Source organism: Sphingomonas sp. 28-62-11 (assembly GCF_002278865.1).
Taxonomy (GTDB): Bacteria; Pseudomonadota; Alphaproteobacteria; order Sphingomonadales; family Sphingomonadaceae; genus Sphingomonas.
Map to the genome: position 1 here is coordinate 36291 of NZ_NCGB01000008.1, position 14600 is coordinate 50890.

At 62.6% G+C, this 14600-nt stretch carries 16 protein-coding genes; 8 read left to right on the forward strand and 8 right to left on the reverse strand.

Annotated features, from left to right (window positions below; translation table 11 throughout):
• Position 1: 1 nt before the first annotated feature.
• The 6 genes from B7Y49_RS03785 to coxB are packed head-to-tail and all read right to left on the reverse strand — an operon-like array spanning position 2 to position 5295.
• Positions 2-865: a cytochrome c oxidase subunit 3 gene (locus tag B7Y49_RS03785; RefSeq protein WP_374126240.1), complete on the reverse strand. Its 864-nt coding sequence runs from the start codon at positions 863-865 to the stop codon at positions 2-4.
• A 34-nt stretch (positions 866-899) separates the two neighbouring features.
• The gene (locus B7Y49_RS03790) at positions 900-1433 is read right to left on the reverse strand and encodes a cytochrome c oxidase assembly protein (protein WP_374126241.1); all 534 of its coding nucleotides are present in this window, start codon (positions 1431-1433) and stop codon (positions 900-902) included.
• Positions 1430-1564: a hypothetical protein gene (locus tag B7Y49_RS03795; protein ID WP_374126242.1), complete on the reverse strand. Its 135-nt coding sequence runs from the start codon at positions 1562-1564 to the stop codon at positions 1430-1432. The genes B7Y49_RS03790 and B7Y49_RS03795 overlap by 4 nt, the downstream gene beginning before the upstream one ends.
• Positions 1561-2463, reverse strand: a complete 903-nt coding sequence (locus B7Y49_RS03800; protein WP_374126243.1) for a protoheme IX farnesyltransferase — start codon at positions 2461-2463, stop codon at positions 1561-1563. Before B7Y49_RS03800 ends, B7Y49_RS03795 begins: the two co-directional genes overlap by 4 nt.
• Positions 2464-2507: 44 nt before the next feature.
• Entirely contained in the window at positions 2508-4187 is a 1680-nt protein-coding gene (gene ctaD / locus B7Y49_RS03805) for a cytochrome c oxidase subunit 1 (RefSeq protein ID WP_374126244.1), read from the reverse strand.
• Between the two features lie 4 nt (positions 4188-4191).
• Entirely contained in the window at positions 4192-5295 is a 1104-nt protein-coding gene (coxB, locus tag B7Y49_RS03810; RefSeq protein ID WP_374126245.1) for a cytochrome c oxidase subunit II, read from the reverse strand.
• 214 nt (positions 5296-5509) lie between these two features.
• Here coxB and pyrE point away from each other — a divergent pair, with 214 nt between their 5' ends.
• Genes pyrE through lepB form a run of 5 tightly spaced genes read left to right on the forward strand, consistent with a single transcriptional unit; the run spans position 5510 to position 8498 of the window.
• Positions 5510-6094, forward strand: a complete 585-nt coding sequence (gene pyrE / locus B7Y49_RS03815; RefSeq protein ID WP_374126246.1) for an orotate phosphoribosyltransferase — start codon at positions 5510-5512, stop codon at positions 6092-6094.
• Positions 6091-6819 (forward strand): pyridoxine 5'-phosphate synthase, encoded by a 729-nt coding sequence (locus B7Y49_RS03820; RefSeq protein WP_374126247.1) that lies wholly within the window; start codon positions 6091-6093, stop codon positions 6817-6819. Before pyrE ends, B7Y49_RS03820 begins: the two co-directional genes overlap by 4 nt.
• Complete coding sequence (locus tag B7Y49_RS03825) at positions 6816-7136, forward strand: hypothetical protein (RefSeq protein ID WP_374126248.1); 321 nt, start codon at positions 6816-6818, stop codon at positions 7134-7136. Before B7Y49_RS03820 ends, B7Y49_RS03825 begins: the two co-directional genes overlap by 4 nt.
• A complete protein-coding gene (gene acpS / locus B7Y49_RS03830; protein WP_374126249.1) occupies positions 7133-7567 on the forward strand; it encodes a holo-ACP synthase in 435 nt (144 codons plus the stop codon). Before B7Y49_RS03825 ends, acpS begins: the two co-directional genes overlap by 4 nt.
• The gene (gene lepB, locus B7Y49_RS03835; protein ID WP_374126250.1) at positions 7557-8498 is read left to right on the forward strand and encodes a S26 family signal peptidase; all 942 of its coding nucleotides are present in this window, start codon (positions 7557-7559) and stop codon (positions 8496-8498) included. Before acpS ends, lepB begins: the two co-directional genes overlap by 11 nt.
• A 10-nt stretch (positions 8499-8508) precedes the next feature.
• Here the strand turns inward: lepB and B7Y49_RS03840 are convergent, their stop codons facing one another.
• Complete coding sequence (locus B7Y49_RS03840) at positions 8509-9639, reverse strand: glycosyltransferase (protein ID WP_374126251.1); 1131 nt, start codon at positions 9637-9639, stop codon at positions 8509-8511.
• A 294-nt stretch (positions 9640-9933) separates the two neighbouring features.
• Between B7Y49_RS03840 and B7Y49_RS03845 the strand changes: the two genes are divergently transcribed.
• Together B7Y49_RS03845 and B7Y49_RS03850 are read left to right on the forward strand one after the other, a co-directional pair.
• Entirely contained in the window at positions 9934-10791 is an 858-nt protein-coding gene (locus tag B7Y49_RS03845; protein ID WP_374126252.1) for a hypothetical protein, read from the forward strand.
• Positions 10788-11318, forward strand: a complete 531-nt coding sequence (locus B7Y49_RS03850) for a DUF2141 domain-containing protein (RefSeq protein ID WP_374126253.1) — start codon at positions 10788-10790, stop codon at positions 11316-11318. Before B7Y49_RS03845 ends, B7Y49_RS03850 begins: the two co-directional genes overlap by 4 nt.
• Here B7Y49_RS03850 and B7Y49_RS03855 read toward each other — a convergent pair.
• A complete protein-coding gene (locus tag B7Y49_RS03855) occupies positions 11315-12805 on the reverse strand; it encodes a DUF2029 domain-containing protein (protein WP_374126254.1) in 1491 nt (496 codons plus the stop codon). The genes B7Y49_RS03850 and B7Y49_RS03855 overlap by 4 nt on opposite strands.
• Positions 12806-12922: 117 nt before the next feature.
• Here B7Y49_RS03855 and B7Y49_RS03860 point away from each other — a divergent pair, with 117 nt between their 5' ends.
• Positions 12923-14548 (forward strand): alkaline phosphatase, encoded by a 1626-nt coding sequence (locus B7Y49_RS03860; protein ID WP_374126286.1) that lies wholly within the window; start codon positions 12923-12925, stop codon positions 14546-14548.
• Positions 14549-14600: the final 52 nt, after the last annotated feature.

Here is a 14600-nt window from a genome sequence, read left to right on the forward strand (position 1 = left end):
CTCAGCCGCCGTGGACCGGCGCGCCTGCACCGCCCCAGACATAGATCGACACGAACAGGAACAGCCAGACGACGTCGACGAAATGCCAATACCAGGCCGCCGCCTCGAATCCGAAATGCTGGCGGGGCGTGAAATGCCCGGCATAAACGCGGAACTGGCACACGATCAGGAAGATCGTACCGATCAGCACGTGAAAGCCGTGGAAACCGGTCGCCATGAAGAAGGATGCGCCGAAATTGGTACCCGCGAACGAGAAGGGCGCTTCGGCATATTCATAGCCCTGGATCGTGCTGAACAGCAGGCCGAGCGCGATCGTGATCCACAGGCCATTCTTCAGGCCCTGGCGGTCGCCGTGAATCAGCGAGTGGTGCGCCCAGGTCACCGTGGTGCCCGACAGCAGCAGGATGACGGTGTTGAGCAACGGGAAGCCCCAGGGGCTGATCACTTCGATGCCCTTGGGCGGCCACTGGCCGGCAAGGTTTACCACCGTTTCGGTCAGACGCGTCACTTCGCCTTCCATCACCTCGATCGGTGCCGGGAACAGCGAGAAATCGAAGAATGCCCAGAACCAGCCGACGAAAAACATCACTTCGGAGGCGATGAACAGGATCATGCCATAGCGCAGATGAAGCTGCACCACCGGGGTATGATCGCCCGAATGCGCTTCCTTGATCACGTCGCGCCACCAAAGATAGGCGGTCGCCAAGACGCCTGCCAGGCCAAGATAGAACACCAGGCCGCCATTGGGTGCCTTGTGCATCCACATGATTCCACCAGCCGCCAATGCGAGCGACGACATCGCCCCCATAAAGGGCCAGATGCTGGGCGGTAGGATGTGGTAATCGTGGTTCTTGGCGCCGGCCATCGTCGTTTCCCGTTAGAAGCTGTTGGAGTGCGCTCTAGCCTGCGGTCTTCGCGGAATCCACAGGGTAAAATGTGTAGCTGAGCGTGATTGTGCGGATATCCTTGGCATCGGGATCGGCAAGCATTTTCGGATCGACGAAGAAGATCACCGGCATGCGCACCGTCTCGCCCGGCTTCAGCGTTTGCTGGTTGAAGCAGAAACACTGAATCTTGCTGAAATATTTGCCTGCCATCGCGGGCGTGACGTTGAAGGTCGCCATGCCCGTTACCGGCTTGTCCGAATTGTTGGTGGCGGTGAAGAACGCCATGTCACGCGCGCCGACAGCAACCGTTTCGGACGTCTTTTCGGGCTTGAAGGTCCAAGGCAGCTTGGGGTTCACATTGCTGTCGAAATCGACGCGCACCTGTGCGTCCACGGCACCGGGGGCAGTGCCGCCGCGCTGGGTGGTGCCGTTCAGCCCGGTCACCTGGCAGAACATCTTGTACAGCGGCACGCTCGCATAGCCGAGGCCCGTCATGCACCCCACGCCGATCGCCGCCAGCGTCGCGATGCGCAAATTGGGCGTCATGCGTGACCCGCCTGGATCTTGGCGATCGTGACCGCGAAAAACAGCACAGCAAGCCCGCCCAGGATCAGCGCCATCACCAGCGAGCGCGACTTCTGCCGCGCGCGGATCAGTTTTTCTTCGTCGGGCGTCATGCGATCCACCGATCAACAACAAGGGCGGCGAACATCGCCAAAATATAGCCGATCGAATAGACGAACAGCACGCGTTCGGGTTTCATCGTCGCCGGCGTTGGCGCGGCGACCATCACGACCCAGATGTTGAGCGCGACGAATGCTGCCGATGCCACAGCCGCGACAATCCCGTAGAATGCGCCTGCCAGGCCAAGCGGCCAGGGCATCACCGCGACAATCGCCATCGCCACGGCATAGAACAGCATCTGCCAGCGGGTCGTGCGCGCACCAGCGACGACAGGCATCATCGGCACGCCGCCCTTGGCATAATCATCACGGATCAGCAGCGCGAGCGCCCAGCTGTGCGGGGGTGTCCACAGGAAAATCAGGCCGAACATCAGGACCGGCAGCAGCGAAATTTCTCCGGTCGCCGCAACCCAGCCGATCAGGGGCGGAAACGCCCCCGCTGCGCCACCGATAACGATGTTCTGCGGGGTAAAGCGCTTCAGGCCGATCGTGTAAATGACGACGTAGAACAGGATCGACACGGCCAGAAACGCCGCCGCGATCAGGTTCACCACCAGCCCCATCAGCAGCACGCTGAACACGCCCAGCCCGATGCCGAAATGCAGCGCGCTTTCACGGTCCATACGCCCGGCGGCCAGTGGCCGCTTGGCAGTGCGCTTCATCAGCGCATCGATATCGGCTTCATACCACTGGTTGAGTGTGCCAGCCGCCGCCGCCGCAATCGCAATCGCGAGGATCGCGGTGAAGGCGATTACCGGGGGCAGGCTGACTGGGGCCACAAGCATCCCGCACAGCCCCGTGAACACGACCGAGCGCATCACCCGCGGCTTGGTGAGCGCGAGGAAATCCCGCCAGTCGGCCGGGATCGGATGGGCAATAGTCGTCGTCGTCATGTCAATTTCCTCCCCTCCCGCGATGCGGGAGGGGGTTCAGCACATCAGTGCTTGGGGGCGTCCTCGATCACAGGCAGTGTTTCGAACTGGTGGAACGGCGGCGGGCTGGACAGCGTCCATTCCAGCGTCGTCGCCCCCTCGCCCCATGGGTTGTCACCCGCGGGCTTGCCCGACCGCAGCGCCATCAAAACATTGGCAAAGAACACGATCATGCTCGTTGCCATGATCATATAGCCGACCGTCGCGACATAATTATAGGTCGCATATTCGCCGGTATAGTCAGGAATGCGGCGCGGCATGCCCTGCAGGCCCAGGAAGTGCATCGGGAAGAACAGCACGTTCACGCCGACGAAGAACATCCAGAAGTGCAGCTGGCCAAGCCCTTCGCTGAGCATCTTGCCCGACATTTTGGGGAACCAGTAGGTGAAGCCCGCAAACAGGCTGAACACCGCGCCAAGCGACAGCACATAGTGGAAATGCGCGACGACGTAGTAGGTATCCTGCATGTAATCGTCGATGCCGCCATTGGCGAGCACGACGCCGGTGACGCCGCCGACGGTGAACATGAAGATGAAGCCGATCGACCACATCATCGGGGTCTTGTAGCTCATCGAGCCGCCCCACATCGTTGCGATCCAGCTGAAAATCTTGATGCCGGTTGGCACCGCGATGATCATGGTTGCGGCGGTGAAGTACATCTTCACGTTCACGCTGAGGCCGGTCGTGAACATGTGGTGCGCCCACACGACGAAACCGACCACGCCGATCGCGACCATGGCATAGGCCATGCCGAGATAGCCGAAGATCGGCTTTTTCGAGAAGGTCGAGATGATCTGGCTGACGATGCCGAAGCCGGGCAGAATCATGATGTACACTTCGGGATGGCCGAAGAACCAGAAGAGATGCTGGTAGAGCACTGGATCGCCGCCACCGGCGGGATCGAAGAAGGTGGTACCGAAGTTACGATCGGTCAGCAGCATCGTGATGGCCGCGGCGAGCACGGGGAGGGCGAGCAGCAGCAGGAAGGCGGTGACCAACACCGACCACACGAACAGCGGCATCTTGTGCAGCGTCATACCCGGCGCACGCATGTTGAAGATGGTGGTGATGAAGTTGATCGCCCCCAGGATCGAGCTTGCGCCCGCAAGATGGAGCGACAGGATCGCCATGTCGACCGCAGGGCCGGGCTCACCATAGGTCGACAGCGGTGCATAGACCGTCCAGCCGGTGCCCGCGCCGCCGAAAAAGGGCGATGCCAGCAGCAGCGTGAAGCTGGGGATCAGCAGCCAGAACGAGATGTTGTTCATCCGGGGGAACGCCATGTCCGGCGCGCCGATCATGATGGGCACGAACCAGTTGCCGAAGCCGCCGATCATCGCGGGCATGACCATGAAGAACACCATGATCAGGCCGTGCGCGGTGATGAGCACGTTCCACAGATGTAGCGAATGATCGAGGCCCTGCTCACCGCCGGGCAGGAAGGTTGCCCAATAGCCGAGATACTGGATGCCCGGATTGGCGAGTTCGGCGCGCATCATGCCCGAAATCGCGCCGCCGATGATTCCCGCGACGATCGCGAAGATCAGATACAGCGTGCCGATATCCTTGTGGTTGGTCGACATGAACCAACGCGCGAAGAAACCCGGCTTGTGATCGGCATCATGATGATGCGCATCGTCGCCATGCGCCTGGAAAGCGGAGGGGGTGAGGGCGATATCGGTCATGGTCTTACTTGTCCGCCTGTGGGGCACCGGCGGCAGGAGCCGCGGTGTCAGTTGCATTGGCTGGGGCAGCGTCGGCTGCAGGTGCTGGAGGTGCATCAGCTGCCGGAGCAGGCGCCGCACCCTTTACCGTGCCGCCCTTGGCGACCACCCATTTGTCAAATGTTGCCTTGTCCACGGCTGCGACCGTGATCGGCATATAACCATGACGCGCGCCGCACAGTTCCGAACACTGGCCGAAATAGACGCCGGGTTTTTCGATGGTGAAGCTGGTTTCGTTGATGCGGCCGGGAATCGCGTCGAGCTTGATCCAGAAGGCAGGCATCGCCCAGGCGTGGATTACGTCGTTCGAGGTGGTCAGCAAGCGGATTGGCACGCCAACCGGCAGCACGATGCGGTTGTCCGTCGCGAGCAGCGCCGGGCCGTCAGCATCGGTGCGGGCACGCTCGCCCGGCGCGGTCGCGCCCTTTTCCTTCAGCATGTTCGACGTGATTTCGAACCCGCCATTGTCTGGATACTGGTAAGACCAGTACCACTGGTTGCCGATTGCCTTCAGCGTAATGGCATTGGCGGGGGCTGGCTTGAACTGGGCCTGCAACAGCCCGATCGAAGGCACCGCGATCAGCACCAGGATGACGACCGGCGCGAGCGTCCAGATCACTTCAATGGTCGTGTTGTGCGACGTCTTCGAGGCGACCGGGTTGGCCGCGCGGCGATAACGCCACATCGCGTACATCAGCAGCAGCAGGACGAAAATCGAGATCGCCGTGATGACCGGCATCAGAATAACATCATGCATCCACGCTGCACGACGACCGGTGGGCGTAACCTGATCCTGCACGCCCATGAACTTGTCGACTGGCTGCCCGACCCCGGTAACGGGGGCGATCGCAGGGCCGCCATTATCGGCGAGCATCGGATCAACTGTGGCGGGTGCGGCAGTTGGGGGCGTGGTTGTGGCTGGTGCTGCCGCGGTTTCGGCCGAAATGGTCACGCCGGGTGCCGCAGCAGGTGCCTGTTCAGGGGCCGGTGCCGCTGCCTGCGCGACGCTGGCGAGCATCAGCCCGGCCGCTATCGCGATTGTCTTCAGCCCCGTCATACGCCCGGTCATGGTCATCTCGATTCGTTACCCTATATTTATTAGCGCTTATCAGCCCTGCGCCTGCGCGGGGATACGCCCTTTAGGCGGGGCCTATACGCACCCACCCCCCCGGCCTCAAGCTTTTGCGCAGCTTTTTTGGCACTGGCGTTGCGCGACACTATGGTGAACCCTATCACGCCGCCCTAAATCCCCCAAGATAAATGGCCAAGGACGCACGACAATCATGACCCAGGACGAGGTGCTGGCCGAGTTTCGCGACGCCGATGCGCTGCTGGAAGGGCATTTCATCCTCTCGTCGGGCCTGAGGTCGCCGGTTTTCCTGCAAAAGATGCGTGTGTTTCAGGATCCGGTGCGGACCGCCCGGCTGTGCACCGCACTTGCCGAGTTGATCACTACCCAATTTGGGCATGTCGACATAATCGTCTCTCCCGCGATCGGCGGAATCATTCCGGGGTATGAGACGGCACGGGCGCTGGGGTGCCTGGCGGTGTTCGTCGAGCGTGAGGCCGGCGAATTTCAGCTGCGCCGCAATTTCGAGATTCCAGTGGGTGCTCGCATCGTGATGGTCGAGGATCTGGTAACGACCGGCTTGTCGTCGCGCGAGTGTATCGCTGCCATCCGCCAACATCCCGGTGAATTGCTGGGCGCAGCCTGCTTGATCGATCGGTCGAACGGTCGCGCCGATATCGGTGTGCCGTTGGTGTCGCTCTGCACGCTCGACATCCCGGCCTATCCCGCCGACGCCTTGCCGCCTGAACTGGCGGCGATTCCGGCGGTGAAGCCGGGTAGCCGGGGGCTGGCGGCATGACCGAATTCCTCAGGCTCGGCGTCAACATCGATCACGTCGCGACGGTGCGCAATGCGCGCGGCGTGGGTTATCCTGATCCTGTGCGCGCCGCGCTGGTGGCGGCTGAGGCGGGAGCCGACGGCATTACCGCGCATCTGCGCGAGGACCGGCGTCACATCACCGATGATGATATCGCCCGGCTGGTCGCCGAGCTGACGATCCCGCTCAATCTGGAAATGGCGGCAACCGAAGAGATGTTGGCGATTGCGCTGCGCCACCGCCCGCACGCCGCGTGCATCGTTCCCGAAAAGCGCGAGGAACGCACCACCGAAGGCGGATTGGATGCGGCCGGCATGCATAACCACCTCGCCCCGATGGTCAGCGCACTGCAGGATGCGGGAATCCGCGTCTCGCTGTTCGTGGAGCCTGCCGCCCGTCAGATTGATGCAGCACTGCGCCTGGGCGCGCCAGTGATCGAGCTGCACACCGGTGCCTATGCCGAAATGACCGGCGATGCGCGCACTGCCGAACTGCAGCGCCTGATTGATGCCGCTGCGCTTGCCGCCAAGAATGGGATCGAGGTGCATGCCGGGCACGGGCTGACGGTAGATAATGTTGCGCCGATCGCCGCGATCCCCCAGCTGCGTGAATTGAATATCGGCCATTCGCTGATCGCCGATGCGATTTTTCTGGGGTTGGGCGATGCCGTGCGGGCGATGCGCGCGGCGATGGATGTGGCGCGGTGAACGCAACCGGCCGCCGCGTGCGCGCAGGCATGTCGGTGCCGGTGCGGCTGCTGGTGGCGCTCGATCTGGCGTTGTGCGTTCTGATCGCGCTCAGCCCGTTGATCGTGGCGATTGCGGTAAAGCCTGATCTTACCGGCCACGGCATGATTGATATCCTGGTCGAACGCGCCGGACCGGGGGTGATTGCGAGCGTCGGGATGAAAGCGATGGGGCTCCTCGCCTGGGCGCGATATGGGCCGACGACCATCGTTTGCGTTGCGCTGTTTTTCTGCCCCGTGTTGGCGGCGCTGTTCTTTGCCGCATGGGGGTTTCAGTGATCATCGGCCTGGGATCAGACCTGTGCAACATCGAACGCATCCAGGCGTCGCTCGACCGATTTGGCGCACGGTTCGAAAACCGGGTGTTCACCGATGTCGAACGCGCCAAAGCCGCTCAGCGTCCATTCAGCCGCGCCGGCACATATGCCAAACGATTTGCTGCCAAGGAGGCATTTTCCAAGGCGGTGGGAACGGGATTTAAACGCGGCGTGTTCATGAAGGATATCGGGGTCGTCAATGCGCGCAGCGGCGCGCCGACGCTCGCGCTGACCGGGGGAGCAAAGGCAATGCTTGACGCAATGACGCCCGAAGGCCACCGCGCGCACATACATTTGACGCTAACCGATGATCATCCCTGGGCGCAGGCCTTTGTTATCATTGAAGCCGTCAAGACGGAAACACGCGTAAGGAACGATAGTGATGTCGGGTGAAGAGTTGACGGTCGACGGTATTGGTCAGCACGATGCCAATAGCGGTGATGACTCACCGGCGGCGGCAAAGGCAGGTACCGACTGGCTGGGCGAGGCACGCGGCATTTTCTGGCTGATCCTCGCCGTGCTCGGCTTTCACAGTCTGGTCGCCAAGCCGTTCTATATTCCATCCGAATCGATGTTGCCCGGCTTGCTGATCGGTGATCGGCTGGTGGTGACGAAATACCCTTACGGTTTTTCGTTCGTATCGCCGACCTTTCACCTGCTGCCATTCATTCCGGGCCGGTTGTTCGGCCGGTTGCCGACGCGGGGTGATGTGGTGATCGTCACCCCGCCGGGATCGAACGAGGATTATATCAAGCGCGTGATTGGCCTGCCCGGCGATACTCTCGAGGTTCGGCGCGGCGTGGTGGTGCTGAATGGCACCCCGGTGAAGCGCGGGCCCATCCATGACAAACTGATCCCGGTCGATGCCAACGCCACCTGCACCGATTATTCGGGGGCATTGCGGGCTGGGCGCAATGGCGTGTTCGAATGTCATTTGCCGATCGTCACCGAAACGCTGCCCAATGGCCGGACGTACGATACCGTCGAGCTGGGCTATAGCCCGGGCGATGATTACCCGGCGGTCAAAATTCCGGCGAACCATGTCTTCCTGATGGGGGATAACCGTGATCGCAGCGCTGATAGCCGATTTGCGCTGGGTGAGCCCGACAAGGGGCTTGGCGGCCCGGTGCCATGGGAAAATCTGGGCGGGCGGGCCGAGTTTATCACTTTCTCCGTCGATGGCAGCAGCACCTGGAACCCGATCAGCTGGTTTACTGCATTCCGTAGCGGACGTGCCGGTACGTCGCTCCAGGCAGCGCGGGCGCCCGCCGACACAGCACCCAAGGTGGCGGCACAGGTAGGTGCAAGCAGCCGCGCACGATAACGCCCGGCGGCTACCTCCGTTTTGATCGGCGATCTCGGGTCCGCACTGGATCGCGCCTTTCGCGGACCAGCCGATCGAACAGGGCCAGATAGGCTTTGGCCGCATCTTCGCCCGCCGGGGCGACTGGCATCGGCCTGGTCACATCAGGGCCAAGCCAATAGTTGAGCGCAGCCACAAGCGCCATCTGATCGCCGATCGGGACGATCGTGCCGCGTGTGGGATCAGCGATGATCTCGCGGACAGCAACGCTCGATTCGGTCGCAACGACCGGGGTTCCTAGCGCCAGTGCCTCGCGCAGCACGCCGGGCACGCCTTCGAAATCGGATGTCAACACCACCGCGCTGGCCGCCGCAAGATAGGGGGCGGGGTTGCTGCGATAGCCGATCAGTGTGACCCGCTGGCCAAGCCCAAGCCGCGCAATCTGTGCCTCTAATGCTGGGCGTGCACTACCCTGCCCAACAATGATAAGCCGGGTCGACGCATCATCGATGCGCGCGATGGCGTCGATCAGCCGGTCCCAGCGCTTCTGGAGTTCGAGTCGACCAACCCCGACCAGCAAAGGGCGCGCCGGGATATCGGCGGGCGATGTGCCTGACGGCAGGCGTGGGGCGGGATTGGCGATGATGCTCAGCCGGGCCGGATCGGCGCGCATCGCGCAGATCGCCTCATCGCGCATTGCCGGGCTCATCGCCACGAAATGATCGATAAAACGGGGATGTCGGCGCAACCACCAGCGATAGGCTTGTGCCAGCGGAAAGCGGTGATCGGGCCGGGCAAGCGCGTTCGATATCTTGGCGACGATGGGCGGGGCCGCCTGGCCGAGCTGAAGCCGGGTGAATCCGGCGATGCTGGTATAGTGGTTGCCGGGGCAGAAGATTAGATCGGGCTGCACATCGCGGGCAATGGCCGGCAACGCCCGCAGCGCGGGGAATGATGATGTGCCGAGTTCGACGATTCTGACACCATCGGGCAATTCGGCTACAAGCGGCCCTTCGCGCATGCCCATCAGCAGCGTTACTTGCCGCCCCGCCTCAACCCAGTCTCCCGCCAGGCGTAACAAGGTGCGCTCCACCCCGCCGCCACGCAGCGTTTGAACCAGCGACAGGATATGCGCGGCTTTAGGGGAGGAAAAAGACGTCATCTTGTAATGATTACGCCCTTATCCCAGATACCTGCCGTTGAAAGCGATAATCTAGGCAATCGCAGGCGCGGATGTCGCGTAATCATTTGGTGGCCGTCCGGTGGTGCCCGATAGGGAACATCATCGCGAGCGCAGGATTTCGTCTTTATCCTGTGGCACCGCGGCATCGTGGCTCTGCTTCCTGTTATCTCAAAAGGCCGATGATCAAGCGATGATGGTGCAATGGTAATTCAGGCGGCCGAGCAGCCCCAAGCGACGGCGCCGCCGGATGAACCACTGCCAGGGGCCAGCGCAGTGACCGCGCAGAGCCGCTGGCCGGCGATTTTGGGTGCCTTGCTGACATTGGCAATGGTGGCTGGGCTGGCGCGCGGTATCGCCGGTTCGGGGGTGCAGGGGCTTTGGCAGGCGCTGCCCGCCAACCCACTATTCTACATCACCTTCGTTTTTGTCTACGTCGCGCTGCCGGTTGGTGACTTCATCATCTTTCGCCGATTGTGGCATATTCCGGTCGAGGGGCTGGCGGCGCTGTTCAAGAAGCGGATCGCGAACGAAATCGTCATCGGCTATTCGGGCGAGGCCTATTTTTATGCCTGGGCAAAGGCACGGTCGAGGATGGTGGCGGCGCCGTTCGGGGCAGTAAAGGACGTCAGCATTCTCTCTGCGATGGCCGGCAATGTCATCACGCTCGCCCTGGTGGTGATGGCGCTGCCTTTTGTGGGGGAAGTGCTCCGGCCCGCAGATTTCCGGCTGCTGGCTTGGTCAGTGGCGATTCTGGTCGCGATTTCGCTCCCGTTTCTCATTTTCGCGCGACGGGTGTTCACGCTGCCCCGCCGCAGCTTGTGGTGGATTTTCGGGGTGCATGTGGTGCGGCTGGTTGGCGGCACTATCCTGCTCGCGCTTGCCTGGCATTTTGCGCTGCCGACGATCGCTATCGGTGTGTGGCTGATGCTGTGCGCGGCCCGCATGCTTGTGTCCCGATTGCCGCTGGTGCCGAACAAAGACCTTCTTTTCGCCAATTTTGCCATCACCTTGATCGGCTATGACAACGGACTGTCGGCGCTGCTGGCGGTGACGGCAGGGATTACGCTGCTGATCCATGCTGGGCTGATTGCCATGTTCAGCCTGTTTTCGTTGATTAGGAATCGCGTATGACGTTTCGATTGAGTGTGGCCCTGTTGGCCACCGCGCTGTTTGCCCTGCCATCGGGCGCCGATGCCCGTGTCGGCGGTCAGGACGCCGCGGCATGCATTGATGGTGATGGCCCCGCGATTCAGGCCAATATCACCGGGCTGAAGGATCGTACCGGGCGGGTAAAGCTTGAGCTCTATCCAGCCAATGAGCAGGATTTTCTGGAAAGCGACACGAACCTGCTTGCGGCGGGCAAAACATTTCACCGCGTCTGGGCGACCATGCCCGCAACCGGTGCCGTCGCCATTTGCATCAAGGTGCCGAAGCCCGGCCGTTACGGGCTGTTCTTCACGCATGACCGGGACGGCAAGAACAAGTTCAACTTCTGGCGCGATGGCGGCGGTGTGCCAAGTAACATCCGGATCGGCGCGGCGCGGCCGAAGCTGAGCACAGCGACGATCGAGGTTGGGGCCGGCGTCACCGTAACGAATATCCGCGCGCAATATCTGCGCGGATTGAGCGGGCTGGGCCCGATCAAGTCCGACGACTAAGGTTCGCCCGCAGGCGGCGCGTAAAGCCGGAACCGGTCGCTGGCGACCGGCAAGCGCCGCCAGCGATCGAACGGCGGATGCCGTAACAAGGCCGCCTCAATCGCCGCACTGCCGCTCGTCCAGCGATCTTCCCCGCCGATCAACAAGGCGGCAGGCGGGGGGGTGACGGGCAGCGACTGGTCCTGCGAGACCATCTGCCATCGGCGAGCCTGCGCGGCGGGAAGCAGCGATCGACTGCGATAGAAGAACGGCCCCGTTGCAAAACGCGGATCGATCGGACGGCCCGTGGCAGGCACGAATTGGGGCGATAGCGTGGCGACCGGGCCGGTAATCCGGGCGGCATTGAGCGCGGCGGCGATGGCGGCGCTTTCATGCGCGGCCTGCACCACCGGTAGGCCGTGTCGGCTGGCCCCGATCAGGGCTTCGACTGACGGCGCGATGCCAGCACAGGCGAGGACGATCGCGGTGACGCGCTGGCCGCTGCCCGGTGGCCGTGCCTGCCATACCAGCCCCAACCGAATGAACAGCGCGGGCAGCAGGGGTAACAGATATTGCCGCCAGGTCGGCGTTGGCAGCAGTGCGGCGATCAAGCCGGCGATGATCAGGATGTCGAGCACGCGGGTAGCGTGACCGCGTAGCCCGCCACGCATGGCCGCCCACACCGCCAGCAGCGCGGGACCGAGCGCCAGAAACTTCAGCGTATCGCCGAACTTTGCGGCCAGCGTCAGCTTGAATGCGCGTGCGCCGCCCGCGTACCAGTCGACCGGGGCGCGGGCGGGAAAAGTGATGACCTCGAACCAGAAGGCGCCCGGCACCAGCGCCCAAAGCCAGCCGACCAGCGCAACAATTGGCGCTGCCCCGAGCGCCACCGTCACCGGGCGATGGGTGCGATCGGCCAGCGCATAGAGCCCATAAGCCGCGGCTGGAATCGCATAGGAAATTTTCGCCGCCGCTGCGCCTGCCAGCAGCGCACCGATCAGGGCTGCGCTTACCGTGTTCGCCTTCCCGTTTTCGGCGCGCATGATCAGCCAGCAGGCGATCGCCAACATCGCCGCTGGCAGGGCATCGTTGCGCGCGACCGATATGCTGAACAGAAAGATATCGCACGATGCAAAAAGACCGGCACTGGCCAACGCGATTCTTTGGCTGACACCTCCCGCGCACGCCGCGGCATAAATGGCGACAACGGTGCCTGCCCCGAGCAGCGCATTCACGAGCCGCAGTACGGGATAGACCAAGGTGCCCGCCATCGCCGCGATGGGCGCAAAGACCAAAGGTTGCAGCGGTGTCTGCAGATACGCAAAATCGCGATAGGGCAGCTTTCCCCAGGCGAGCACGGCAGCCGCGACATATTGGCTCTCGTCATGGTCAATCGGCCTAGCCATGGCGAGCATCGCCAATGTGCTGCCCAGCAATGCCACCAGCGCGAGCGCCGACATAGCGGGGGCGTCGGGATGATCGGTGGCACGGCGTGAAGGCAGGGTCATCGCATCCCTCATGCCTTTTGGCGACGCATCTGTCCAAAGTCGGTCTTGCGTAAAGCTGTCACATATCGTCCATGTCGGCGTGCAATGGCCGCCAACAAGGCCAAGGGGAGAGACAGCATGACCATCCGCATCGATCGTCGTTCGTTCATTGTAACCGGGTCGATCGGCCTTGGTGCCTTTGCCATCCCCGGTTTTGCGCAGACCCCCAACGTCGCCGATGCGCGCGGCTTCACCCATTCTGTCGCCAGCGGCGAGCCAACCGCCGATTCGGTGCTGCTCTGGACGCGTTACGTACCGACGACGGGTGATTCGGCCCGGCTGACCGCAGAAATTTCCGAAACTGCGGATTTTGCGAAGGTCGTGTCGGGCGGCGCGCAGATCACCGGCAGCTGGCGCGATTTCACCAGCAAGATCACCGTCGCAGGGCTGAAGCCCGGCACGCGTTATTATTTCCGCTTCGTCGCCCCCGATGGCAGCTTTTCGCCCGTGGGCCGCACTAAGACACTGCCCGTCGGCGCGGCACAGTCGTTCAAGGTGGCGATCTTCTCCTGCTCGAACATGCCGTTCGGCTATTTCAACGCTTATGCCCATGCCGCCGCGCGCAATGATATCGATCTCGCGGTCCATCTCGGCGATTATTATTACGAGTATCAGCCGGGGGTGTACCCGCCGGTCAAGGATGTCGTGGGTGGTCGCACGCCGCAGCCTATTGCCGAGATCGTCCAGCTCGCCGATTACCGCCTGCGCCTCGCGAGCTATCGCAGCGACCCCGATCTGCAGAAACTCCACAGCCTGGTGCCAATGATCGTCCAGTGGGACGATCATGAATCGACCAATGACAGCTGGGAAGGTGGTGCGCAGAACCACCAGAAGAATGAAGGCGAATGGAGCACCCGCCGCTCGGCGGCAATGCAGGCGTACCGCGAATGGATGCCGATTTCCGACGAGCCTTGGAAAGCCTATTCGATCGGCACGCTCGCGACGCTGTTCCGGACCGAAACCCGGCTGATCGGCCGCACCAAGCCGCATGAACTCGCGCCGCTGCTGTTCAGCGCCGATCCCGCCAAGGCGTTGGTCGATTTCCGCAACGGCAGCTGGCAGGATCCCGCATCGTCGATGATGGGATCGCAGCAGGAAGACTGGCTGGCGCATGCGATGCGCGCATCGGTGCAGTCCGGCACCAAGTGGCAGGTGGTCGGCTTCGGGACGATCATGGGCAAGACGAAGACCCCGCTCAGCGCCGAAAGCTGGCTTGGCCCCGATGCCGATCCGCGCGCCAAGGCCTATATGCGCGCCGGCATTGCCGCGACCAAGGCGGGCCTGCCGTTCAACCTCGACGCATGGGATGGGTATCCCGCCGCCCGTTCGCGGTTCCTGAAATCGGCGCAGGGCATGGGGGCGAATCTCGTCGTGCTGTCGGGTGACAGCCACAATGCCTGGGCCTATGATCTGGGGCAGGACGGCAAGGCCGCAGGCGTTGAATTCGCCGGGCAGGGCGTTACGTCACCCGGCTTCGAAAGCGCGCTCGGCGTCGATCCGAAGATCGTTGCCAAGGCACTGGTCGATACCAATCCTGAACTGAAATGGTGCGACACCAGCCGCCGCGGCTATATGGCGATGACGATCACGCCCACCAAGGTGAGCAACGACTGGATTTTCGTCGACACCATCAAGACACCATCGGTCGCGGCGACCATCGGGCACACCGCGACGGTGATGCGCGGCCGGAATGTGATGGGGTGAAGGTACAGAGGAGTTAACGCGGTTGAGCCGTCACCCCGGACTCGTTCCGGGG